Annotated in this window: 22 protein-coding genes and 1 pseudogene; 9 read left to right on the top strand and 14 right to left on the bottom strand. The window is 71.6% G+C overall.

Annotation, left to right across the window (positions count from 1 at the left end; translation table 11 throughout):
• Positions 1–210: 210 nt before the first annotated feature.
• The gene (locus ACIG36_RS04855) at positions 211–2,058 is read left to right on the top strand and encodes an endonuclease/exonuclease/phosphatase family protein (protein WP_399922223.1); all 1,848 of its coding nucleotides are present in this window, start codon (positions 211–213) and stop codon (positions 2,056–2,058) included.
• A gap of 101 nt (positions 2,059–2,159) precedes the next feature.
• Positions 2,160–3,056, top strand: a complete 897-nt coding sequence (gene dapA, locus ACIG36_RS04850; protein ID WP_399921872.1) for a 4-hydroxy-tetrahydrodipicolinate synthase — start codon at positions 2,160–2,162, stop codon at positions 3,054–3,056.
• Here the strand turns inward: dapA and ACIG36_RS04845 are convergent.
• From ACIG36_RS04845 to dapD, 3 genes are all read right to left on the bottom strand, one after another.
• A complete protein-coding gene (locus ACIG36_RS04845; protein ID WP_399921869.1) occupies positions 3,035–3,712 on the bottom strand; it encodes a hypothetical protein in 678 nt (225 codons plus the stop codon). The two genes, dapA and ACIG36_RS04845, sit on opposite strands and share 22 nt — an antisense overlap.
• Positions 3,709–3,852: a hypothetical protein gene (locus tag ACIG36_RS04840; protein ID WP_399921866.1), complete on the bottom strand. Its 144-nt coding sequence runs from the start codon at positions 3,850–3,852 to the stop codon at positions 3,709–3,711. The genes ACIG36_RS04845 and ACIG36_RS04840 overlap by 4 nt, the downstream gene beginning before the upstream one ends.
• A gap of 140 nt (positions 3,853–3,992) precedes the next feature.
• Entirely contained in the window at positions 3,993–4,988 is a 996-nt protein-coding gene (dapD, locus tag ACIG36_RS04835; RefSeq protein WP_399921863.1) for a 2,3,4,5-tetrahydropyridine-2,6-dicarboxylate N-succinyltransferase, read from the bottom strand.
• A gap of 143 nt (positions 4,989–5,131) precedes the next feature.
• On the opposite strand from dapD, the gene ACIG36_RS04830 reads away from it, so the two are divergent.
• Positions 5,132–6,439 (top strand): S8 family peptidase, encoded by a 1,308-nt coding sequence (locus tag ACIG36_RS04830; protein WP_399921861.1) that lies wholly within the window; start codon positions 5,132–5,134, stop codon positions 6,437–6,439.
• A gap of 75 nt (positions 6,440–6,514) precedes the next feature.
• A complete protein-coding gene (locus ACIG36_RS04825; protein ID WP_399921858.1) occupies positions 6,515–7,522 on the top strand; it encodes an agmatine/peptidylarginine deiminase in 1,008 nt (335 codons plus the stop codon).
• A 49-nt stretch (positions 7,523–7,571) separates the two neighbouring features.
• Here the strand turns inward: ACIG36_RS04825 and ACIG36_RS04820 are convergent, their stop codons facing one another.
• From ACIG36_RS04820 to ACIG36_RS04785, 8 genes are read right to left on the bottom strand one after another with little or no spacing between them, the layout of a single operon-like run.
• Positions 7,572–7,910, bottom strand: coding sequence for a metal-sulfur cluster assembly factor (locus ACIG36_RS04820; protein ID WP_399921855.1), 339 nt, complete (start codon positions 7,908–7,910; stop codon positions 7,572–7,574).
• Positions 7,907–8,380, bottom strand: coding sequence for a Fe-S cluster assembly sulfur transfer protein SufU (sufU, locus tag ACIG36_RS04815; RefSeq protein ID WP_399921852.1), 474 nt, complete (start codon positions 8,378–8,380; stop codon positions 7,907–7,909). The genes ACIG36_RS04820 and sufU overlap by 4 nt, the downstream gene beginning before the upstream one ends.
• A gap of 16 nt (positions 8,381–8,396) precedes the next feature.
• Positions 8,397–9,650, bottom strand: coding sequence for a cysteine desulfurase (locus ACIG36_RS04810; RefSeq protein ID WP_399922220.1), 1,254 nt, complete (start codon positions 9,648–9,650; stop codon positions 8,397–8,399).
• 2 nt (positions 9,651–9,652) lie between these two features.
• Positions 9,653–10,417 (bottom strand): Fe-S cluster assembly ATPase SufC, encoded by a 765-nt coding sequence (gene sufC / locus ACIG36_RS04805; RefSeq protein WP_399921850.1) that lies wholly within the window; start codon positions 10,415–10,417, stop codon positions 9,653–9,655.
• Between the two features lie 7 nt (positions 10,418–10,424).
• Positions 10,425–10,745, bottom strand: a complete 321-nt coding sequence (locus ACIG36_RS04800; protein WP_399921847.1) for a non-heme iron oxygenase ferredoxin subunit — start codon at positions 10,743–10,745, stop codon at positions 10,425–10,427.
• Positions 10,742–11,923, bottom strand: coding sequence for a Fe-S cluster assembly protein SufD (gene sufD, locus ACIG36_RS04795; protein WP_399921844.1), 1,182 nt, complete (start codon positions 11,921–11,923; stop codon positions 10,742–10,744). Before sufD ends, ACIG36_RS04800 begins: the two co-directional genes overlap by 4 nt.
• A gap of 56 nt (positions 11,924–11,979) precedes the next feature.
• Entirely contained in the window at positions 11,980–13,401 is a 1,422-nt protein-coding gene (gene sufB, locus ACIG36_RS04790) for a Fe-S cluster assembly protein SufB (RefSeq protein ID WP_399921841.1), read from the bottom strand.
• Positions 13,398–14,198 (bottom strand): helix-turn-helix transcriptional regulator, encoded by an 801-nt coding sequence (locus ACIG36_RS04785; RefSeq protein WP_399921838.1) that lies wholly within the window; start codon positions 14,196–14,198, stop codon positions 13,398–13,400. Before ACIG36_RS04785 ends, sufB begins: the two co-directional genes overlap by 4 nt.
• A 138-nt stretch (positions 14,199–14,336) precedes the next feature.
• On the opposite strand from ACIG36_RS04785, the gene ACIG36_RS04780 reads away from it, so the two are divergent.
• The 3 genes from ACIG36_RS04780 (at position 14,337) to ACIG36_RS04770 (ending at position 17,120) form a co-directional block, all read left to right on the top strand.
• Entirely contained in the window at positions 14,337–15,263 is a 927-nt protein-coding gene (locus tag ACIG36_RS04780) for an ABC transporter ATP-binding protein (protein WP_399921835.1), read from the top strand.
• Positions 15,264–15,325: 62 nt separating this feature from the next.
• Positions 15,326–16,060 (top strand): ABC transporter permease, encoded by a 735-nt coding sequence (locus ACIG36_RS04775; RefSeq protein WP_399922217.1) that lies wholly within the window; start codon positions 15,326–15,328, stop codon positions 16,058–16,060.
• A 61-nt stretch (positions 16,061–16,121) separates the two neighbouring features.
• Positions 16,122–17,120 (top strand): heme A synthase, encoded by a 999-nt coding sequence (locus ACIG36_RS04770; RefSeq protein WP_399921832.1) that lies wholly within the window; start codon positions 16,122–16,124, stop codon positions 17,118–17,120.
• Here ACIG36_RS04770 and ACIG36_RS04765 read toward each other — a convergent pair.
• From ACIG36_RS04765 to ACIG36_RS04755, 3 genes and pseudogenes are all read right to left on the bottom strand, one after another.
• On the bottom strand, positions 17,093–18,151 hold the full coding sequence (locus ACIG36_RS04765; protein WP_399921829.1) for an amidohydrolase: 1,059 nt from the start codon (positions 18,149–18,151) through the stop codon (positions 17,093–17,095). The genes ACIG36_RS04770 and ACIG36_RS04765 overlap by 28 nt on opposite strands.
• 144 nt (positions 18,152–18,295) lie before the next feature.
• A pseudogene (locus ACIG36_RS04760) lies at positions 18,296–18,601 on the bottom strand (hypothetical protein); the annotation flags it as partial.
• 135 nt (positions 18,602–18,736) lie between these two features.
• The gene (locus tag ACIG36_RS04755; RefSeq protein ID WP_399922214.1) at positions 18,737–19,684 is read right to left on the bottom strand and encodes a heme o synthase; all 948 of its coding nucleotides are present in this window, start codon (positions 19,682–19,684) and stop codon (positions 18,737–18,739) included.
• A gap of 427 nt (positions 19,685–20,111) precedes the next feature.
• Between ACIG36_RS04755 and tkt the strand changes: the two genes are divergently transcribed.
• Both tkt and tal read left to right on the top strand, forming a co-directional pair.
• A complete protein-coding gene (gene tkt / locus ACIG36_RS04750; protein ID WP_399921826.1) occupies positions 20,112–22,193 on the top strand; it encodes a transketolase in 2,082 nt (693 codons plus the stop codon).
• A 35-nt stretch (positions 22,194–22,228) separates the two neighbouring features.
• Positions 22,229–23,344 carry a transaldolase gene (gene tal, locus ACIG36_RS04745; protein WP_399921824.1) on the top strand — a complete coding sequence of 372 codons (1,116 nt, stop codon included), beginning with the start codon at positions 22,229–22,231 and terminating at the stop codon, positions 23,342–23,344.

Raw genomic sequence — 23,344 nt, 5'->3', positions numbered from 1 at the left:
TCGTCCCGAGCCGCCCGGTTCACGAACGCGCTACCGGCGGTACGGCGGCGGATTGCTCCGGAACCCTTGACAACTGCCCTGCGCACACCCGACATTGACGCGCGTAGATTGCGTGTTGCTACCGCGACGTCTTGTAATCACCCAGCACCACTCGAGACCGGCCGTGCCCGGTCCACCCCCCTCATCACTCCCCCACCGGAGGATTCCGTGCTGCCCAACCGCCGTTCCACGTCCACGCGCCGCCGCGCGGCGACCACCGGCTCCCTGATAGCCGGCGCGCTCGCGGCCGGCCTGCTGGCCCCGGCCCAGTCCGCGAGCGCGGCCCCCGGCTCGGGGACGCGGATCCACGACATCCAGGGCACCACGCGCGTGTCCCCGCTCGCCGGGCAGCAGGTGCAGGACGTGCCGGGCGTCGTCACGGCCGTCCGGAACTTCGGTTCGGCGCGCGGCTTCTGGTTCCAGGACCCCGAGGCCGACCGGAACGAGGCGACCAGCGAGGCCGTGTTCGTCTTCACCGGCCAGAACGCGCCGGGCGTCGCCGTCGGCGACGCGGTCCTGGTGTCCGGCACGGTCTCCGAGTACTACCCGGGCGGCGAGGCCGCGGGCCTGCAGTCGGTCACCCAGCTGACCAAGCCGACCGTGACCGTGAAGTCGTCCGGCAACGTCCTGCCCGCCCCGGTGCGGCTGCGCCCGTCCGTGATCCCGGACCGGTACGCGCCCGACGCGCGCGGCGGTTCCATCGAGAAGCTTCCGCTCCAGCCGGGCCGCTACGCGCTGGACCGCTACGAGTCCCTGGAGGGCATGCGGGTCGAGGTGCGCGACGCGCCGGTCGTCGGCGCGACCAGCGAGCACAAGGACCTGTGGGTGACGGCCGAGCCCCGCCACAACCGCACGGTGCGTGGCGGCACGGTCTACGGTTCGTACGCCGACCCGAACGCCGGCCGCGTCAAGATCGCCTCGCTGATCCCCTACGCGCAGCGCGCCTTCCCCGTCGCGAACGTCGGCGACGAGCTCACCGGCAGCACCGCCGGCCCGCTGGACTACAACAACTTCGGCGGTTACACGATCCAGGCCACCGAGCTGGGCACGCTCAAGGACGGCAAGCTGCGGCGCGAGGTGACGCGCAAGCAGAAGAGCGACGAGCTGGCCGTCGCCACGTACAACGTGGAGAACCTCTCGCCCACGACCCCGCAGGCGAAGTTCGACCGCCTGGCGGCCGCGCTGGTGACCAACCTCGCCTCGCCCGACATCGTCGCCCTCGAGGAGGTGCAGGACGACAACGGCACGACGAACGACGGCGTCGTGGACGCCGGCCAGACGCTGAAGAAGCTGACGGACGCGATCGTGGCGGCGGGCGGGCCCGCGTACGAGTGGCGGCAGATCAGCCCGGTCAACGGGCAGGACGGCGGCCAGCCGGGCGGCAACATCCGTACCGCCTTCCTCTTCAACCCCGCGCGTGTGTCGTTCAAGGACATTCCCGGCGGTGACGCCGGCACGGCGGTGAAGGTCACCCGCGAGGGCGGCAAGGCGGGCCTGTCGGCCTCCCCCGGCCGGATCGAGCCGGCCGACGCGGCGTGGACGAACAGCCGCAAGCCACTGGTGGGCCAGTTCGCCTTCCGCGGCGAGGACGTGTTCGTCGTCGCAAACCACTTCAACTCCAAGGGCGGCGACCAGGCCGTCGACGGCCGCTTCCAGCTGCCGGCCCGTACGTCCGAGAAGCAGCGCGTCGCCCAGTCGAAGGTCGTCAACGCCTTCGTCAAGCAGCTGCTGGCCGCGGACCGGCGCGCGAACGTGATCGTCGCCGGCGACCTCAACGACTACCAGTTCTCCCCGGCGGTCAAGGCCCTCACCTCGGGCGGCGTCCTGACGGACCTGGTCGACAAGCTGCCGAAGAAGGAACGTTACGGCTATGTCTACCAGGGCAACTCGCAGGTCCTGGACCACATGCTGACGAGCCGCCACCTGGGCCGGGTCGACTACGACATCGTGCACATCAACGCGGAGTTCGCCGACCAGGCCAGCGACCACGACCCGCAGGTGCTGCGCTGGAAGCCGTAGCAGTACTTAGCGGTACAGGCGAGAACATTTAAATGGACCTGTACGGTTGAAGGGGCCCAGAATCCGGGGAACAGCACCCAAGCCCACCCGGAGAGTGCCGCATGCCGCCCGCCACCAGCCCCTTCGGCCGTACCGTCTGCGCGATGGTCACCCCGTTCACCCCGGACGGCCATCTCGACCTCGACGGCGCCCAGCGCCTCGCCGACCGCCTCGTGGGGGACGGCGGCGGCTGCGACGGGCTGGTGCTGAACGGCACCACGGGCGAGTCGCCGACCACCAGCGACGCGGAGAAGAGCGCGCTGATCCGGGCCGTCGTGGAGGCCGTCGGCGACCGCGCCCGCATCACGGCGGGCGTCGGCTCGGCCGACACCCGGCACACGGCCCGGCTGGCGCGGGCGGCCGAGCAGGCCGGGGCGCACGGCGTGCTGGTGGTGACGCCGTACTACAGCAAGCCGCCGCAGGAGGACGTCGCGGAGCACTTCCGCACGGTCGCCGACGCGGTCGGTGTGCCGGTGATGCTCTACGACATCCCGGGCCGCACCGGCACCAGGATCGAGCCGGAGACGATGCTGCGGCTGGCCGAGCACCCGCGCATCGCGGGTGTGAAGGACTGCGCCTACGACCTGCTGGGCAGCTCGAAGGTGATCGCGCGGACCGGGCTCGCCTATTACTCCGGCGTCGAGGAGCTCAACCTTCCGCTGCTCGCCGTGGGCGGCACCGGCTTCGTCAGCACGGTCGCCAACGTCGCCGGGACCGTCCTGGCCGGCGCCCTCGACGCCTTCGACCGCGGCGCGAACGCCGAGGCGACCGCGCTGCACCAGCGCGTCCTGCCGCTGGCGGAGCTGATGATGGCCGCCGGGCTGCCGGGCACGGTCACCGCCAAGGCGCTGCTGAACGCGCTCGGCCTGCCCGGCGGCCCGGTGCGGGCGCCGCTCCGGTCGGCGGGCGAGGACCGGACGCGGGCGCTGCTCGAGGCCTACAGCTCGCTGTCCCGGTAGCCCGGTCCGGCCAGTTCGGCCAGCCGGCCCTGGAACCAGTCGAGCCGGGCCTGCAGCAGCGCGGCCTCGGCCAGGAGCTCGGTGACGGTCGTGGCGTCCGGCTCCCGGCTCCGCTCCCCCTGCTGCGCGGTGATCGCCAGCGCGCCGCCACCCGCCCGCCGCGCGAACTCCGGGAACGTCAGGCCCGTGCGTCCCGGGGCGCAGCCGCCGCAGTCGGCCATGAGGGCCCGCCATCCGGGACGTCCCCAGTCGGCGTCCGCGAGGCGGGTGGCCGCCCGGCCGCAGGGGCAGGGGCCGACGCGGACGGTCCGTACGCGCTGGCGGGCGTAGCGCATGCCGTGCTCGTAGCGGATGTAGGAGCCGAGGACGCCGACCTCGAGGACCACGGCGCGGCGGTGGGCGCCGTCGCAGGTGAGGCCGAGGGCTTCGGTGAGGGAGTGCAGGCAGTGGAAGCCGCAGTCGCAGCGGCGGGCGGGGGCGCTGTGGCGGCGGCCGTAGGCGCAGCGGGCGTCGGCCAGGACTCCGTAGGGGCTGCTGCCGCCGAGGGAGACGCCGGTGAAGCCGGTCCGGGTGCCGTCGTGGGAGAGCACGGGGTAGGCGATCTTGTAGCCGGTGGGCGGCGTCGTGGGGCGCTCCCGGGGGAGCCGTAGCCTCATCGGGCGGTGGCCGGGGCCTCGGCGGGGGCTCCGTGGCGCGCCGGGTCCTGACCGGCCTGCTCGTGGGCGGCCTCGGGGGCGGGCGTCTCGTCGGGCGGTTCCTCGGCGATGCCGACGGCGAGTGGTTTGCCGAGCCTCATGACGCCTCCCGTTATGGCCGGTTCCGGTGCGTGGTCATCATGGTGGCGCAGTTTGTCCCGAGATCACCAGAGCGGCCGGGCAGCGGGGATTCCGCTGCCCGGCCGCTCCGGGTGTGTGCGCCGGTGCCGGCCGCCGGTGATCAGTTGTGGCTGTGCAGGATCTCGTTGAGGCCGCCCCACGTGCTCTTGTAGGGGCGGGCCTCGACGGCGCCGGTGGTGGAGTTGCGGCGGAAGAGGATGTTGTCGGCGCCGGAGAGCTCGAGCGCCTTGACGACCTGGCCGTCCGGCAGGGTGACGCGGGTGCCGGCGGTGACGTACAGGCCGGCCTCGACGACGCACTCGTCGCCGAGCGCGATGCCGATGCCGGACTCGGCGCCGAGCAGGCAGCGCTCGCCGATGGAGATGATCTGCTTGCCGCCACCGGAGAGGGTACCCATGGTGGAGGCGCCGCCGCCGATGTCGGTGCCGTCGCCGACGGCGACGCCGGCGCTGATACGGCCCTCGACCATGGAGGTGCCCAGGGTGCCGGCGTTGAAGTTGACGAAGCCCTCGTGCATGACGGTGGTGCCGGAGCCGAGGTGGGCGCCGAGGCGGACGCGGTCGGCGTCGGCGATGCGCACGCCGGAGGGGGCCACGTAGTCGGTCATGCGCGGGAACTTGTCGACGCTGGTGACCTGCAGGTGCAGGCCCTCGGCGCGGGCGTTCAGGCGCACGGCCTCGAGCTGGTCGACGGCCACCGGGCCGAGCGAGGTCCAGGCGACGTTGGCGAGCAGGCCGAAGATGCCGTCCAGGTTCTGGCCGTGCGGCTTGACCAGGCGGCTGGAGAGCAGGTGCAGGCGGAGGTAGGCGTCGTGCGCGTCGAGCGGCTTCTCGTCGAGCGAGGCGATGACCGTGCGGACGGCGACGACCTCGACTCCGCGGCGGGGGTCCGGGCCGACGGCCTTCAGGGCGGCCTCGCCCAGCAGCTCGGCGGTCTCGTCGGCGGTCAGCCGCCGGGTGCCGGCGGGGCCGGGCGCGTCGGCCAGCGCGGGGGCCGGGAACCAGGTGTCGAGGACGGTGCCGTCGGCGGCGACGGTGGCGAGGCCTGCGGCGGCGGCGCCGGTGGTACGGGAGGCGGGGGCAACAGCATCGGTCATGCCCGAAAACCTAACCGGACCTGGCCTCTCAAGGCGAACCGGCGCGGATGGCCCAGCCCGGTTCGCGAACGGCAATTAGTCGACATATCCATTGAATGCGACAAATCGATCACTCTGCTCTTCGCCCGGAACGGAAGACCCGCATGAAACTGGCCAGACTCGCCCTGCCGGCCGCACTCCTGATGGCCCTCCTCCCCCTGACCGCCGGCCCGGCCGCCTCGGCCGACCCCGACCCGTCCCGCACCCCGCGCCTCGCCCCGCTGCACCGGACCTGGGGCGTGCCCGTGCCGGACCACTACATCGTCACCCTCCGCAAGGGCGCCAGCCCCCGCGCCCTGGTCAGCCGGCTGGGCGTGAACCCGGACTACGTCTACACCCACGCCTTCACCGGCTTCGCCGCCACGCTCACCCCCGAGCAGCTGACGACGGTCCGCAGCGCCCCCGACGTGGTGGCGGTCGAGCAGGACGCAGTCCTCAACCAAGCAGATCTCAACCAGGCAGACCTCAACCAGGCAGACCGGAACCAGGCGGCCCCGGACCAGGCGGACGCGCCCCGCTCCGCCCGCCGGGCCGCCGCCCCCGTCTCCCCCGTCTCCCCCGCCGCCCTGCCCCGGATCCCGACCGACTCCTACGGCCTGGACCGCATCGACCAGCACAATCCGCCGCTCGACAACCAGTTCACCGTCACCGCCACCGGCGAGGGCGCCACCGCCTATGTGATCGACACCGGCATCGACTACTCCCACCCCGACTTCGGCGGCCGCGCCCGGGGCGGCATCGACCTGGTGACCGTCGGCGGCGACGGCAGCGACTGCCGCACCGGCAGCGGTCACGGCACCCATGTGGCGGGCGTGCTCGGCAGCGCGACCCACGGCGTGGCACGCAAGGCGACGCTGGTGAGCGTGCGCGTGCTGAACTGCGACGGCCGCACCACCGTCGCCCGGTTCGTGGCGGGCCTCGACTACGTCGCCAGGTCCGCCACTCCCGCCTCCGTCGCCAACGCCTCGATCGTCGGACCCGCCTCGCAGACGGTGAACATGGCCATTGCCGGGGTCGCCTCCCGGGGCGTGCTGCCCGTCGTCGCGGCGGGCAACGAGAACGACAACGCCTGCGACCACTCCCCCTCCGGCGCGGTGGCGGCCCTCGCGGTCGGGGCGACCGACCGCTCGGACCGGATGACCGACTTCAGCAGCTACGGCCCCTGCGTACGGATCCTCGCCCCCGGCGCGGACATCGTCTCCACCGCCATGGGCGGCGGCACGACCACGAAGAGCGGCACCTCGCAGGCGGCCCCCTTCGCCGCCGGGGTCGCGGCCCTGTACAAGGCCCAGCACCCGCAGGCGGGCTCGGCCGAGGTGGCCAACTGGATCGTCAACCAGTCGACGAAGAACGCGGTGACCGACGTCAAGGCCGGCACCCCCAACCGCCTGCTGTACACGGGCGGCCTCTGAGGTCCGGGCCCCCGGGCGGGCGTACCGTGAGAAAGCACCGCGCCCGCCGTCCGCCCAGCCCGAGGGAAGCCGACGATGCATCACCTGCCGTCCGAGTCAGTGCCGCACGCCCGGACGCTGATGGGCTGGCCCCCCGCCGGCCCGGTCTGGGGCCGGGACATCGAGGACGTGCGCCGGGACGTGGCCGCGATCGCCCGGACCATCGCGGACCACGAGCCGGTGGTGATGCTGGCCTCGCCCGAGGACGCGGCGGGGGCGCACCGCGCGTGCGGCGACGCCGTGGAGATCGTCGGGATGCCGGTGGACGACCTGTGGCTGCGCGACGCGGGCCCCACGTTCGTCACCGGTGCCGACGGCGCCCTGGCCGGCGTCGACTTCGGCTTCAACGGCTGGGGCGGCAAGCAGGCCCACCCGAACGACGGCCCGCTGGCCCGCCGGGTGCTGGAGCTGTTCGGCGTCCCCCGGATCGAGGCGCCCCTCGTCGCCGAGGGCGGCTCCCTGGAGAGCGACGGTGCGGGCACCCTGCTGGTCACCGAGAGCTCGCTGGTGAACGACAACCGCAACCCCGGCCGCTCCCGCGACGACATCGAGCGGAAGCTGAAGCGCCTGCTCGGCGTGCGCAAGGTGATCTGGCTCGAGGGGGTGCGCGGCGAGGACATCACCGACTGCCACATCGACGCTCTCGCCCGCTTCGTGGTGCCCGCCATGGTGCTGCTCAGCAAGCCGCCGGCCGGCGCGGAGCCCGGCGACGTGTGGATCCGGGTGTACGAGCGGGCCCGCGCCGCCCTGGAGGCCGCCACCGACGCCGAGGGCAGGGCCCTGGAGATCGTCGAGCTCCCCGAGCCGGACCCGGACCGCCTCGGCGACCGCGGCCCCGACTTCCTGGGCAGCTACGTCAACTACTACCTGGCCAACGGCGCGGTGATCGTCCCGCGCTTCGGGGACGGGCACGCCGACGACGAGGCGGCGGCCCTGCTGGGCGCCCTGCACCCGGGCCGGGTGGTGCGCCCGGTGGAGATCCCCACCCTGGCCGAGGGCGGCGGCGGCATCCACTGCGCCACACAGCAACAGCCCGCCTCCTGACCACTCGTCAGGGGCGGGCTGTGCGGGGAACGACGTGCCCGGGGCGCGCTCAGACGTTGAAGCCCAGTGCCCGGAGCTGCTCGCGGCCGTCGTCGGTGATCTTGTCGGGGCCCCACGGCGGCATCCAGACCCAGTTGATCCGGAGCTCGTTGACGATCCCCTCGGTGGCCGACTTCGCCTGGTCCTCGATGACGTCGGTCAGCGGGCAGGCCGCGGACGTCAGGGTCATGTCGAGGGTGGCGATGTTGGCGTCGTCGATGTGGATGCCGTAGATCAGGCCGAGGTTGACGACGTCGATGCCCAGCTCGGGGTCGACCACGTCGTAGAGGGCCTCGCGGACCTCCTCCTCGGTGGCCGGCTTGGTGGTCGCGTCCACGTTGTCGCTCATGCGGTCTTCCTTACTGTGCTTTCGGGTCCTTCACCCAGCGCCTGGGCGGTCGCGTCCTTCCACGCCATCCAGCTCAGCAGAGCACACTTCACGCGCGCCGGATACTTGGAGACGCCGGCGAACGCGACCGCGTCCTCCAGCACCTCCTCCATCGCGTCGTCCGGCTCGATCCGGCCCTTGGACTGCATCAGCTCCAGGAACGTCTCCTGGATCCGGCGGGCCTCGTCGAGGTCCTTGCCGACCAGCAGCTCGTTGAGCACCGAGGCGCTGGCCTGGCTGATCGAACAGCCCTGGCCCTCGTAGGAGACGTCCTCGACGGTCTGCCCGGCCATCCGCACCCGCAGCGTGATCTCGTCGCCGCAGGTCGGGTTGACGTGGTGCACCTCGGCGTCGCCGTCCCGCAGGCCGCGGCCGTGCGGGTGCTTGTAGTGGTCCAGGATGACGTCCTGGTACATCGAATCAAGCTTCACAGTGAGCCAGTCCTCGTCAGCCGAAGAAGTTCCGTACGTGCTCCAGGCCCTCGATCAAGGCGTCGACCTCGCCGGGGGTGGAGTACAGGTAGAACGACGCTCGCGTGGTCGCCGGAATTCCGTACCGCAGGCAGACAGGACGGGCGCAGTGGTGGCCGACCCGCACGGCGATGCCCTGCTCGTCGAGTACCTGGCCCACGTCGTGCGGGTGGATGTCACCGAGCGTGAAGGAGACGGCGGCGCCGCGGTCCTCGGCCGTGGTGGGGCCGATGATGCGCAGGTCGGGGACCTCCTGGAGCCTGCGGATCGCGTACTCGGTGATCGCGTGCTCGTGGCGGGCGATGTTCTCCATGCCGATCGAGGTGAGGTAGTCCACCGCGGCGCCGAGGCCGACGGCCTGGGCGATCGGGGGGGTACCGGCCTCGAACTTGTGCGGCGCGGGGGCGTAGGTCGAGGAGTGCATCGAGACGGTCTCGATCATCTCGCCGCCGCCGAGGAACGGCGGCAGGTCCTCGAGCAGCTCCTGGCGGCCCCACAGGACGCCGATGCCGTCCGGGCCGCACATCTTGTGGCCGGTGAAGGCCACGAAGTCGGCCTGCAGGGCCTGCACGTCCAGCGGCATGTGCGGGGCGGCCTGGGAGGCGTCGACGACCACGAGGGCGCCGACCTCCTGGGCCCGGCGGACGATGGCCTCGACGGGGTTGAGCGTGCCCAGGATGTTGGAGACCAGCACGAAGGAGACGACCTTGGTCTTCTCGGTGATGATCTCGTCGATGTTGGACAGGTCCAGGCGGCCGTCGTCGGTGAGGCCGAACCACTTCAGCTTCGCTCCGGAGCGCTGCGCGAGCAGCTGCCACGGCACGATGTTGGAGTGGTGCTCCATCTCCGTGATGACGATCTCGGTGTCGTGGTCCACGCGGTAGGGCTCGTCGGCCCAGGCCAGCATGTTGGCGACGAGGTTGAGCGACTCGGAGGCGTTCTTGGTGAAGATCACCTCGTCGCGGCTCGGGGCGTTGATGAAGGCGGCGACCTTGTCGCGAGCGCCCTCGTAGAGCGCCGTGGCCTCCTCGGCGAGGACGTGCACGCCGCGGTGGACGTTGGCGTTGTGCCGCTCGTAGTGCTCGTTGAGCACGTCGAGCACCTGGCGCGGCTTCTGCGAGGTCGCGGCGTTGTCCAGGTAGACGAGCTTCTTCCCGTCGTGGACCACGCGGTCCAGGATCGGGAAGTCCTTGCGGATCGCGTCGGTGTCGAGGAGGCCCGGCAGCAGTATGGTCACGCCGTTACGCCACCCTTCACGTACGCCTCGTAGCCCTCGTTCTCCAGCTTGTCGGCGAGCTCGGCGCCGCCGGACTCCACGACGCGGCCGTTCGCGAAGACGTGCACGAAGTCGGGCTTGATGTAGCGCAGGATGCGCGTGTAGTGGGTGATCAGCAGGGTGCCGACCTCGCCCGTCTCGCGGACGCGGTTGACGCCCTCGGAGACGATGCGCAGCGCGTCGACGTCCAGGCCGGAGTCGGTCTCGTCGAGGATGGCGATCTTCGGCTTGAGCAGCTCGAGCTGGAGGATCTCGTGGCGCTTCTTCTCACCGCCGGAGAAGCCCTCGTTGACGTTGCGCTCGGCGAAGGCGGGGTCCATCTGGAGGCGCTCCATGGACTCCTTGACCTCCTTCACCCAGGTGCGCAGCTTGGGGGCCTCGCCGCGGATGGCGGTGGCGGAGGTGCGCAGGAAGTTGGAGACCGAGACGCCGGGGACCTCGACCGGGTACTGCATGGCGAGGAAGACGCCGGCGCGGGCGCGCTCGTCGACGGACATCTCGAGGACGTCCTCGCCGTCGAGGGTGACGGTGCCGCCGGTGATCGTGTACTTGGGGTGACCGGCCAGGGAGTAGGCCAGGGTGGACTTGCCGGAGCCGTTGGGGCCCATGATGGCGTGGGTCTCGCCCTGCTTCACGGTCAGGTCGACGCCGCGCAGGATCTCCCGGGGGCCGTTCTCGGCCTCGACGGAGACGTGCAGGTCGTGGATCTCAAGCGTTGCCATGGGGAACTCAGGACTCCTGGGTGACGGAGACGAGCACGTCGTCCCCTTCGATCTTGACGGGGTATACGGGGACGGGCTGCGTCGCGGGAAGGCTGTCGGGCTTGCCCGTGCGGAGGTCGAAGCTGGAGCCGTGCAGCCAGCACTCGATGTGGCAGTTCTCCACCTCGCCCTCGGACAGCGAGACGTTCGCGTGCGAGCAGATGTCGTTGATCGCGAACACCTCGCCCTCGGTGCGGACGAGGGAGACCGGCGTGCCGTCGACCTCGACCCGCTTGGGGGTGTCCTCCTCCAGCTCGCTCAGGGCGGCCACCTTGACGAACTCGCTCATGCGACCGATGCCTCCAGCTCGGCCTCGATCTTGGCGATGAGGCGCTCCTCCAGCTCGGGGATGCCGATCTGCTGGACGAGCTCGGCGAAGAAGCCGCGCACGACCAGCCGGCGGGCCTCGTCGGCGGGGATGCCGCGGGCCATCAGGTAGAAGAGCTGCTCGTCGTCGAAGCGGCCGGTGGCCGAGGCGTGGCCGGCGCCGACGATCTCACCGGTCTCGATCTCCAGGTTGGGGACCGAGTCGACGCGGGCGCCGTCGGTGAGGACGAGGTTGCGGTTGAGCTCGTAGGTGTCGGTGCCCTCGGCCGCCGCGCGGATGAGCACGTCGCCGATCCACACCGCGTGCGCGTCCTTGCCCTGCAGGGCGCCCTTGTAGGCGACGTTGCTGCGGCAGTGCGGGGTGTCGTGGTCGACGAGGAGGCGGTGCTCCTGGTGCTGGCCCTCGTCGGTGAAGTACAGGCCGTACAGCTCGGCCTCGCCGCCGGGGGCGCCGTAGACGACCCGGGGGTGCAGACGGACCAGGTCGCCGCCGAAGGTGACGATGACGGACTTGAAGGAGGCGTCGCGGCCGACCAGCGCGGTGTGCTGGGCGGCGTGCACCGCGGTGGGGGCCCAGTCCTGGATGGAGACGACGGTGAGCTTGGCGCCGTCGCCGACGAGGAACTCCACGTTGGCGGCGAGCGTGGCGTCGCCGGTGTGGTCGAGGACGACGACGGCCTCGGCGAAGGCGCCGATCTCGATCAGCTGGTGGCCGAAGGCCACCCCGCCCTCGCCGTGCACGGAGATCCGGACGGGCTCGGTGAGCACCGCGTCCTTGGGGACGGAGACGACCGAGGCCTTCTCGAAGGAGCTGAACGCCTGGGCCGCGACCCGGTCGACCGGCTTGCCGGCCTTGCCGAGCCGGGCGTCGTCGCGGCCGACGGTCTCCACGGTCACGCCCTCGGGGGCGCTCACCTCGACCTTGACGCCCGCGCCGTCGGCGACGGCGGTGCCGTCGTGCAGGCCGCGGAGACGCTGCAGCGGGGTGAACCGCCACTCCTCCTCGCGGCCGTGCGGCACGGGGAAGTCCGCGACGTCGTACGAGGCGGGGGCGCTGACCCGCGCGTCGATGGGCTGCTGGGGCCCACCCACCTGGATGGCGCCGTCGGTCGTGCTGCCGGCGGGAGTGTTGTCAGCCATGGCTGTCGTCGTGCTCTCTTCCTGTCACAAAGGGGTTCGCTGCGGACGGGGGGCGGTCAGCCGACCGCGCCTTCCATCTGCAGCTCGATCAGCCGGTTGAGCTCCAGCGCGTACTCCATCGGCAGCTCGCGGGCGATCGGCTCGACGAAGCCACGGACGATCATGGCCATGGCCTCGTCCTCGGACAGGCCGCGGCTCATCAGGTAGAAGAGCTGGTCGTCGCTGACCTTGGAGACGGTCGCCTCGTGGCCCATGGAGACGTCGTCCTCGCGGACGTCGACGTAGGGGTAGGTGTCGGACCGGGAGATGGTGTCCACGAGCAGGGCGTCGCAGAGCACGTTCGACTTGGAGCCGTGGGCGCCCTCACCGATCTCGATCAGGCCGCGGTAGGAGGTGCGGCCGCCGCCACGCGCCACCGACTTGGAGACGATGTTGGAGGAGGTGTTCGGCGCCATGTGGACCATCTTGGCGCCGGCGTCCTGGTGCTGGCCCTCACCGGAGAAGGCGATCGACAGGGTCTCGCCCTTGGCGTGCTCGCCCATCAGGTAGACGGCCGGGTACTTCATCGTCACCTTGGAGCCGATGTTGCCGTCGACCCACTCCATGGTCGCGCCCTCGTAGGCCACGGCCCGCTTGGTGACCAGGTTGTAGACGTTGTTCGACCAGTTCTGGATCGTCGTGTAGCGGCAGCGGCCGCCCTTCTTGACGATGATCTCCACGACGGCGCTGTGCAGCGAGTCGGAGGAGTAGATCGGGGCGGTGCAGCCCTCGACGTAGTGGACGTAGGCGTCCTCGTCGACGATGATCAGCGTCCGCTCGAACTGGCCCATGTTCTCCGTGTTGATGCGGAAGTAGGCCTGCAGCGGGATGTCGACGTGGACACCCTTGGGGACGTAGATGAAGGAGCCACCGGACCACACGGCGGAGTTCAGGGAGGCGAACTTGTTGTCGCCGACCGGGATCACCGTGCCGAAGTACTCCTGGAAGAGCTCGGGGTGCTCCTTCAGGGCGGTGTCGGTGTCCAGGAAGATGACGCCCTGCTCCTCCAGGTCCTCGCGGATCTGGTGGTAGACGACCTCGGACTCGTACTGGGCGGCGACGCCGGCGACCAGGCGCTGCTTCTCGGCCTCGGGGATGCCCAGCTTGTCGTAGGTGTTCTTGATGTCCTCCGGCAGGTCCTCCCAGGTGGCGGCCTGCTTCTCGGTGGAGCGGACGAAGTACTTGATGTTGTCGAAGTCGATGCCGGTGAGGTCGGAGCCCCAGGTCGGCATGGGCTTCTTCTCGAAGAGCTTCAGGCCCTTGAGGCGGAGCTTGAGCATCCACTCCGGCTCGGACTTCTTGGCCGAGATGTCGCGGACGACCTCCTCGGACAGGCCGCGCTTGGCCGCGGCACCGGCCACGTCGGAGTCGGCCCAGCCGTATTCGTAGGTGCCCAGGCCCTCGAGCTCAGGGTGGGCAGTCTCCGTGGGGAGAGTCATGCGGGGTTCCTCCCGGCCGTGCTGGTGGATGCGGTGGTGGTCTTGGGGGTGCTGCTCTTGGGGATGAACGTCGTGCACACTCCGTCGCCGTGGGCGATGGTGGCCAGACGCTGCACATGAGTCCCGAGCAGGCGGGAGAAGACCTCGGTCTCCGCCTCGCACAGCTGCGGGAACTGCTCGGCGACATGGGCGACCGGGCAGTGGTGCTGGCAAAGCTGTTCGCCGACCGGTGCGCTGCGCGCCGTAGCAGCGTACCCGTCCGCGGTCAATGCCCTGGCGAGCGCCTGGGTGCGGTCCTGGGGGGCGACGGCCTCCAGGGCCCTGCGGTAGGCGTCGGCCTGGGCGGCCATCCGGGCGCGGGCGAACGCGGCGACGGCCGCCTCGCCCATCTCGCCGCCGCCGGCGGACTGGGCGATCCAGCGCAGGGCGTCCTCGGCGAGCTTGTCGTAGGCCTGATCGAAGGCGTCCCGGCCGCAGTCGGTCAGCGCGAACACCTTCGCCGGGCGGCCGCGCGTCCGGGTGCCGTAGACCCGCTTCTCGCGGGCCTCGACGACGCCCTCGGCGACCAGGGTGTCGAGGTGGCGGCGGACGGCCGCCGAGGTCAGCTCCAGGCGGACGGCCAGTTCGGCCGCCGTGGACGGACCGTGGTCGAGGATGGAGCGGGCGACCCTGTTGCGGGTGCCGCGCTGCTCGTCGTGGGCGCGCTGGGCCTCCTGCCCGGACCCGGGCAGGACGGGACCCGACCCGGCGGCCGACTCGGCCGCGGGGCCCTGGGGAGCCTCGCCCGCGTATTTCACAACACCATTGTTGCGTAATTGCCCGAAGGCCGACAAGCGCCGACTGGATCACGCAACGGTGGCTTTGATCACTTAGGGTTACCTAAGCGGCCACCCCGCCGGGGTCCGGACGGCCCCCGGCTCCGTACACTTCCCCGCATGCATGCAGAGCCCGCGGTCGAGGTCCACGGCCTGGTCAAGCGGTACGGGACGAAGGCCGCGGTCGACGGTCTCGACCTGACCGTCGCGACCGGCGGCGTCACCGCCGTACTCGGCCCCAACGGTGCCGGCAAGACCACCACCATCGAGACCTGCGAGGGCTACCGCCGCCCCGACGCCGGCACCGTCCGCGTCCTCGGGCTGGACCCCCTGGCCGACTCCGCAGCCCTGCGCCCGCGCATCGGCGTGATGCTGCAGAGCGGCGGGATCTACGCGGGGGCCCGCGCGGAGGAGATGCTCCGCCACACCGCCTCCCTGCACGCCCACCCCCTGGACGTCGGAGCCCTCATCGAGCGCCTCGGGCTGGGCGACTGCGGCCGCACCACCTACCGGCGCCTGTCCGGCGGGCAGCAGCAGCGCCTGTCCCTCGCCATGGCCGTCGTCGGCCGCCCGGAGCTGGTCTTCCTCGACGAGCCGACCGCCGGCCTCGACCCGCAGGCCCGCCACGCCACCTGGGCGCTGGTGCGCGAGCTGCGCGCGGACGGCGTCACGGTCGTGCTGAGCACCCACTACATGGACGAGGCCGAACAGCTGGCCGACGACGTCGCCATCGTCGACGGCGGCAAGGTCATCGCCCAGGGCAGCCCCGAGAAGCTGTGCCGCGGCGGCGCCGAGAACAGCCTGCGCTTCAACGGCCGCCCCGGCCTGGACCTGGCCTCGCTCCTCAAGGCACTGCCCGCCGACTCCGCCGCCGTGGAGGCGGTCCCCGGCAGCTACCGCGTCAACGGCAGGGTCGACCCCCAGCTGCTCGCCACGGTGACCGCCTGGTGCGCCCAGCACGGCGTGATGCCGGACCGCATAACAGTCGAGCGGCACACGCTCGAGGACGTCTTCTTGGAACTCACCGGCAAGGAGCTGCGCTCGTGACCGCCGATACGGCCGCCACCGGTACCTTCGCGCCGAAGCCCGGCGCCGCCCCGCTCGGGCGGATGATCCGCGCGCAGGCGGCGCTGGAGACCCGGATGCTGCTGCGCAACGGCGAGCAGCTGCTGCTCACCGTCGTCATCCCCACCCTCCTGCTGCTGCTCTTCAGCACCGTCGACATCATCACTGTGCCGGTCGGAACAGCGGGCGGACAGGGCGAAGCCGTCGACTTCCTGGCGCCCGGTGTGCTGGCGCTGGCGGTGATGTCCACGGCGTTCACCGGGCAGGCCATCGCCACCGGCTTCGAGCGCCGCTACGGGGTGCTCAAGCGCCTGGGCGCCTCGCCGCTGCCCCGCTGGGGGCTGATGACCGCCAAGACCTGTTCGGTGCTGGTCACCGAGGTCCTGCAGATCGTCCTGCTGACCGCCATCGCCTTCGCGCTCGGCTGGTCGCCGCACGGCAACCCGCTGGCCGTGCTCCTGCTGCTCGTCCTCGGCACGGCGGCCTTCTCCGGGCTGGGCCTGCTGATGGCCGGCACGCTCAGGGCCGAGGCGACACTGGCCGCCGCCAACCTCGTCTTCCTGCTGCTGCTGGTCGGCGGCGGCGTCATCGTGCCACTGGAGAAGTTCCCGGACGCCGCCCAGTCGGTGCTCGCCCTGCTGCCCGTCTCGGCGCTCTCCGACGGGCTGCGCGACGTCCTGCGCGACGGCGCCGGCATGCCGTGGGCCGACCTGGGGATCCTCGCCGCGTGGGCGGCGCTGGGCCTGGGCGCGGCGGCGCGCTGGTTCCGCTGGGAGTAGGACGCGCCCTCGGCGCACCCCTCGTGAATCCGTGCACAAGCTCACCCTTACGATGACTACCGTGCCGAAAACGCTGAACCCCCTCCAGCTGGTCGCCGATCGCTGGCAGCCCTCCGCCCGCTTCGTCCGGGGCGCCGCGCTCGCCTGCGTCGTCATGGCCGTGATCATCGTTGTGACCGGCGGGGCGGTGCGGCTCACGCAGTCCGGGCTCGGCTGCCCGACGTGGCCGACCTGCACCGAGGACAGCCTGACGCCGACGCCCGCGATGGGCATCAACGGCGTCATCGAGTTCACCAACCGCATGCTGACCTACGTGCTGTGCGCGGTGGTCGGCGTGGCCATCGTCGCGGCACGCGCGCGTACCCCGCGCCGCCGGTCCCTGACCAAGCTGGGCTGGATCCAGTTCTGGCTCATCGCGGGCAACGGCATCATCGGCGGCATCACGGTGCTCACGGGCCTCAACCCGTACATCGTCGCCTCGCACTTCCTGGCGGCGACCGCGCTGCTGACAGTGGCCGTGGTGATGTGGCACCGCTCGCGCGAGGGCGACGACGCGCCGCGCGACCTGGTGGCCCGGCCGGTGCGCCAGCTGACCGGGCTCCTGGTCGCCGCGACGGCCCTGCTGATCGTGGCCGGCACGGTCGTGACGGGTTCGGGCAAGCACGCGGGCGACGCGGCCAAGGACATCCACCGCATCCCGCTGGACTGGCATCAGATCACCCAGCTGCACGTCGACTTCGTCTTCATCGTCCTGGGCCTGACCGTGGCCCTGTGGTTCGCGCTGCGGGCCGTGAAGGCGCCCGCCGCGGCGCGGCGCCGGGTGGCCGAGCTGTTCGCCGTCCTGATGCTGCAGGGCGTCGTCGGTTTCGTGCAGTACTTCAACGACTCGCCCGAGCTCATCGTCGGCACCCACATGTTCGGATCCTGCCTGGTATGGATCGCGGTGCTGCGGGTCTTCCTGTCGCTGCGCGAGCGCGGCGGGGCGGCGGACCTGCCGGCGCCCTCCGGCGAGCGGGAGACGCCGGCGGCCGGTCAGCCCGTGGCGGCGTCCAGCCGGTAGACCCGGCGCGCGGTGCCGGCGGCGACGAGCGCGGTGATGCGCCCCGCCTCCGCCGCCCGGCACCAGCCGTCGGCGACCCAGTCGCCCATCAGCCGCTGCATGGCCCGTACGAACAGCCGGGCGGCCACCACGTACAGCTCCGCCGGCCCGCGCGCGCCGGTGGAGAACAGCAGCTTGCCGAACGGCGCCTCGCGCAGGGTCTCCCCGGGCCGGGTGCCGACGTCCGCGTAGACGTGCGGGAACGTGGCGGCCAGCTGGGCGGCCGGGCGGCGGTGCCAGGGGTCGGGCAGCAGCACCAGGTCGACGCCGCGGCTCGCGGTGGCCCCCAGGAAGCCCGTCAGCCGGCGCGGGTCGGGGCAGTGCAGCTGTACGGGCAGGCCCGTGGCGACCGCGCTCCACAGCAGGTAACGGCCCAGGACCGGATCCGCCGGCGCCTCGCCCGTGCGGCGGGCGCGCAGCCAGCGTCCGGCGGCCTCGCGCACCTCGGCGGCCCCGGGCGGGGTGTCGTCGCAGGAGGCGGCGCCGGAGGCGAAGGCGGTGGCGGTGCGGGCCGCGGCGTACAGCTCCTCGGCCGTGCGGGCGAGGAAGACGTCCGTGCCGCCGGCGGTGTCGGCAGTCCGTGCGGCGAGCGCTTCGAGCCGGACGACCTCGTGGGCGCGGCCCTCGGCGGCACGCGCCAGCTCGGCGGGCGAGGTGAGGCCGCCGGGCGCCCGGGAGTCCAGCAGGAACGTGCCGATGCCGGTGCCGCGCAGCAGCAGGTGGCCGGCGCGGTAGGCGCCCAGTTCGCGGCGTCTGGCCAGGTAGCGCACGGGCGCGCAGTGCGGCTCGAGGCCCAGCAGGGGCGGGCACCAGCGGCGTACGGCCAGGCCGGCGCGGCTGTCGAAGAAGGTGGTGCCGGGCGGCGCGGGGCCGGTGGCCCCGGCGGCCTCGGCCAGATGGGTCTCGAACTCCCCCAGCCCCACCTCGCCGTGGACGGCTCCGTGGCTGTACTGGTCGACGAGCGGCGGTATGCCCTCGGTCAGGCCGTCCATGCCCCGCCTCCTCGCCCCGTCCCCCACCGCGCGGCGCCGTGGCGCCGCTCCCGGTGGGTCTAACGGGCGAGCGGGCCGTCAGTTATCGGCGGAGGGCTTGGCCTCGGCCTCGGCCGGCGGCTGCGCGGGGGTGTCCCCGGGGCCGTTGGAGGGGCCGCCGACCTGGATGCCGGCCATGCGGGACCACTCGTAGGGGCCGGTGCGGACCTTGGCGGCGAGCTCGCCGTCGAAGTCGTCGTGCAGGGTGATCCCGGCGAGCTCGGCGGCCTGCCGGGCGGTCTCGTGGGAGCGGGCCACGAGGTTGCCCCACTCGCCGTTGGCGCCGACGAGGGCGATGCGGGTGGTGCCGCGGGCGATGTGGGCGAGCTGGCCCTCGGCGCTGCCGCCGTGGCTGCGGGCGAAGGCCGTGATCTGCCGGGCGAGCTTCGTCGCCTGCTTGTTGTCTGCCATGGCCAGGATGCTACCGACGAGTAGGGAAAACCACGATGGGCGGTACGGGTGGCCTTGACCACCCGCCCCCATGGCCTGAACGGCATGGGGGTACCCCCATCGCCCATCGTAGGAGCGGATCCCCGGGGTTGTGCGTCAGCGCAGGAACGGGTCGATCGCGACCGCGGTGAACAGCAGCGACACATAGGTGATCGACCAGTGGAACAGACGCATCTCCTTGAGCTTCGCGCCCGTGATCCCCGCCTTGGCGCGGGCCTGCAGGGCGTGCGCCTCCTTCAGCCACAGGGCGCCGCACACCACCGCGACGACCGTGTAGAACCAGCCGGTGTAGCCCAGCGGCGTCAGCAGCAGGGAGACGGCGACCATCACCCAGCTGTAGAGGACGATCTGCTTGGCCACGGCCTTGTTGCCCGCGATGACCGGCAGCATGGGCACGCCCGCGCGCTCGTAGTCGTCCTTGACCTTCATCGACAGCGGCCAGTAGTGCGGCGGCGTCCAGAAGAAGATGACGAGGAAGAGGATCAGGGAGGCCCAGGAGACCTCGTTGCGCACCGCGGACCAGCCGATGATGACCGGCAGGCAGCCCGCGATGCCGCCCCAGACGATGTTCTGCGCGGTACGCCGCTTGAGGATCATCGTGTAGACGACGGTGTAGAACACCGACGCGCCCAGCGACAGCATCGCCGACAGGGGGTTGACCAGATACCAGAACCACACGGTCGACCCGACGGTCAGCGCGGTGGCGAAGACCAGGCACTCACGGGGCGAGACCATGCCCGTGACCAGTGGACGCTGGGACGTACGGTCCATCAGCGCGTCGATGTCACGGTCGTAGTACATGTTGAACGCGCCGGCGCCGCCGGCGGACAGGTAGCCGCCGATACAGGTGGCCAGTACCAGCCACAGGTCCGGCACACCCTCGGCCGCCAGGAACATCACCGGCACCGTCGTCATCAGCAGCAGCTCGATGACGCGCGGCTTCGTCAGGGCCACGAACGCCTTGACACGGGCCCCGAACGGCCGGTGAACGGGGCTTTCAGCAAGCACCCCCGCAGGACGGGATTCGACGGCCGTCACGCACACCCCTGACAGAGATAAGGCCAGCAAGCGCGTCCGGGTGGTCGTCCCGGGTGAAGGCTTGCGCGTACCACGCCACTCTAGACGCAGGGGTCAGCCCGTCCTCCGCCGGGGTGGGGTCGTGTTGGGCCCACAGCGCCGCCGGAGCGCGGGTGGCCGAATCCCCGCAGAACGGTCGCGCTCGACAGGCGGGCCCGGGGTGCGCCCGGCAGGCTGGAGGAGTGACCGCCGCGCGACGGCGGGAATCTTTGCCGTCCCCAGGAGGTTCCCGGCTTCGTGGACCGGACGAGGCCTCTCAAATGAGTGCCCCGCAGCCCGACTGTACGTCGAAAAAATGCGCGTCCCAGCGGGGGTAGGCTCGACCGCGCCGCGTCGTGGCGGGCAATACCGCCCCCGGCAGATTGAACATGTGGAGAGGAGCCCTGATCCGAGGGTGAGCACCAAGCCGACCACCACAGACCTCGAATGGACCGAACTGGACCAGCGGGCCGTCGATACCGCCCGCGTCCTGGCCATGGACTCCGTGCAGAAGGTCGGCAACGGCCATCCGGGCACGGCCATGAGCCTGGCGCCCGCCGCCTACCTGCTGTTCCAGAAGCTGATGCGGCACGACCCCAATGACGCCGACTGGACCGGCCGCGACCGTTTCGTCCTCTCCCCCGGTCACACCAGCCTGACCCTGTACGTCCAGCTCTTCATGGCCGGCTACGGCCTGGAGCTCGCGGACCTCAAGGCCTTCCGCACCTGGGACAGCAAGACCCCGGGCCACCCGGAGCACGGTCACACCCGCGGCGTGGAGACCACCACCGGCCCGCTGGGCCAGGGCATCGCCAACGCGGTGGGCATGGCCATGGCCGCCCGCTACGAGCGCGGTCTGTTCGACCCGGAGGCCCCGAAGGGCGAGTCCCCCTTCGACCACACCGTCTGGGCGATCGTCTCCGACGGCGACCTGGAGGAGGGCATCTCCGCCGAGGCGTCCTCGCTGGCCGGTCACCAGAAGCTCGGCAACATCGTCGCCCTGTACGACGACAACCACATCTCGATCGAGGGCGACACCGAGACCGCCTTCTCCGAGGACGTCCTGGGGCGCTACGAGGCCTACGGCTGGCACGTCCAGCGCATCGAGCAGGCCGCCAACGGCGACTTCGACGTCCAGGCGCTGTACGCGGCGCTCAAGGCGGCGCAGGCCGAGACCGAGCGTCCCTCGATCATCGCCGCGCGCACGATCATCGCCTGGCCGGCCCCCAACGCCCAGAACACCGAGGCCTCGCACGGCTCGGCGCTCGGCGAGGCCGAGGTCGCCGCCACCAAGCGCGTGATGGGCTTCGACCCCGAGCAGCACTTCCAGGTCGAGGACGAGGTCTTCACGCACGTCCGCAAGGTCGTCGACCGCGGCCGCGAGGCGCACGCCGCCTGGGACAAGCGGATCCAGGAGTGGCGCGAGGCCAACCCCGAGCGCGCCGCCGAGTTCGACCGCATCGCCGCGGGCGAGCTGCCCGACGGCTGGGAGAAGGCCCTGCCGGTCTTCCCGGCCGGCAAGGACGTCGCGACCCGCAAGGCGTCCGGCGAGGTCCTCAAGGCGCTGGGCGGCGTGATCCCCGAGCTGTGGGGCGGCTCCGCCGACCTCGCGGGCTCGAACAACACCACCATCGACGCGACGTCGTCCTTCCTCCCGGAGGGCAACCCGCTGCCGGAGGCGAACCCGTACGGCCGTACGATCCACTTCGGCATCCGCGAGCACGCCATGGGCTCGACCATGAACGGCATCGCGCTGCACGGCAACACCCGCGTCTACGGCGGCACCTTCCTGGTGTTCTCCGACTACATGCGTCCGGCCGTGCGCCTGGCCGCGCTGATGAAGCTGCCGGTCACCTACGTGTGGACGCACGACTCCATCGGTCTCGGCGAGGACGGCCCGACCCACCAGCCGGTCGAGCACATGGCCGCGCTGCGTGCCATCCCGGGCCTGAACATGGTCCGCCCGGCCGACGCCAACGAGACGGCGATCGCCTGGCGCGAGATCACCAAGCGTCACACCACCAAGCCCGCGCCGCACGGTCTGGCCCTGACCCGCCAGAACGTGCCGACGTACGAGGCCAACGAGGGCGCCGCCAAGGGCGGCTACGTCCTGTTCGAGGCCGAGGGCGGCCGCCCGCAGGTGATCCTGATCGGCACCGGCTCCGAGGTCCAGCTGGCCGTCGAGGCCCGCGAGGCGCTGCAGGCCGAGGGCATCCCGACCCGCGTGGTCTCGATGCCGTCGGTCGAGTGGTTCGAGGAGCAGGACCAGGCGTACCGCGACGGCGTGCTGCTGCCGGACGTCAAGGCGCGCGTGGCCGTCGAGGCCGGCGTGGGCCTGACCTGGCACCGCTACGTCGGCGAGGCCGGCCGGATCGTCTCGCTGGAGCACTTCGGCGCCTCCGCCGACTACAAGGTGCTCTACCGCGAGTTCGGCCTGACCTCCGACGCCGTGGTCGAGGCCGCCCGCGAGTCGATCGCCGACGCCAACCGCCGCTGACGCCGCCCAACACCACCCCAGTAGGAGCCAATCCCATGACAGACGCACTCAAGCGCCTCTCCGACGAAGGCGTCGCGATCTGGCTGGACGACCTGTCCCGCAAGCGCATCACCTCCGGCAACCTGGCCGAGCTGATCGACCAGAGCCACGTCGTCGGCGTCACCACCAACCCGTCGATCTTCCAGAAGGCGATCTCCGGCGGCGAGGGCTACGAGCAGCAGCTCGCCGACCTCGCGGCCCGCAAGGTCACCGTCGACGAGGCCATCCGGATGATCACCACGGCGGACGTCCGCGACGCCGCCGACATCCTGCGCCCGGTCTTCGACGCGACCGGCGGCCAGGACGGCCGGGTCTCCATCGAGGTCGACCCCCGTCTGGCGCACGACACCAAGGCGACCGTGGCCGAGGCCAAGCAGCTGGCCTGGCTGGTGGACCGCCCCAACACCCTCATCAAGATCCCGGCGACGAAGGCGGGCCTGCCGGCCATCGCCGACGTCATCGGCCGCGGCATCAGCGTCAACGTCACGCTGATCTTCTCGCTCGAGCGCTACCGCGCGGTCATGGACGCCTACCTGACCGGTCTGGAGCAGGCCAAGGCCGCCGGCCAGGACCTGTCCCTGGTCCACTCGGTCGCGTCCTTCTTCGTCTCCCGCGTGGACACCGAGATCGACAAGCGCCTGGACGCGCTGGGCACCGAGGAAGCCAAGGCGCTGCGCGGCAAGGCCGCCCTGGCCAACGCCCGTCTGGCCTACCAGGCCTACGAGGAGGTCTTCTCCTCGGACCGCTGGCTCGCCCTGGAGAAGGCCGGCGCCAACAAGCAGCGTGCGCTGTGGGCGTCGACCGGCGTGAAGGACCCGGCCTACAAGGACACCCTGTACGTGGACGACCTGGTCGCCCCGAACACGGTGAACACCATGCCGGAGGCCACCCTGGAGGCCACCGCCGACCACGGCCGGATCACCGGTGACACGGTGCGCGGCACCTACGAGCAGGCCAAGGCCGAGCTGGACGCCATCGCCAAGCTGGGGATCTCGTACGACGACGTCGTGCAGCTCCTCGAGGACGAGGGCGTCGACAAGTTCGAGCAGTCCTGGAACGACCTTCTGAAGTCCACCGAGGCGGAGCTCAAGCGCCTTTCACCGGAGGCATGA

The organism is Streptomyces sp. NPDC053048, from assembly GCF_044547045.1.
Classification (GTDB): Bacteria; Actinomycetota; Actinomycetes; order Streptomycetales; family Streptomycetaceae; genus Streptomyces.
This window is presented reverse-complemented; position numbering and strand designations above follow the sequence as displayed.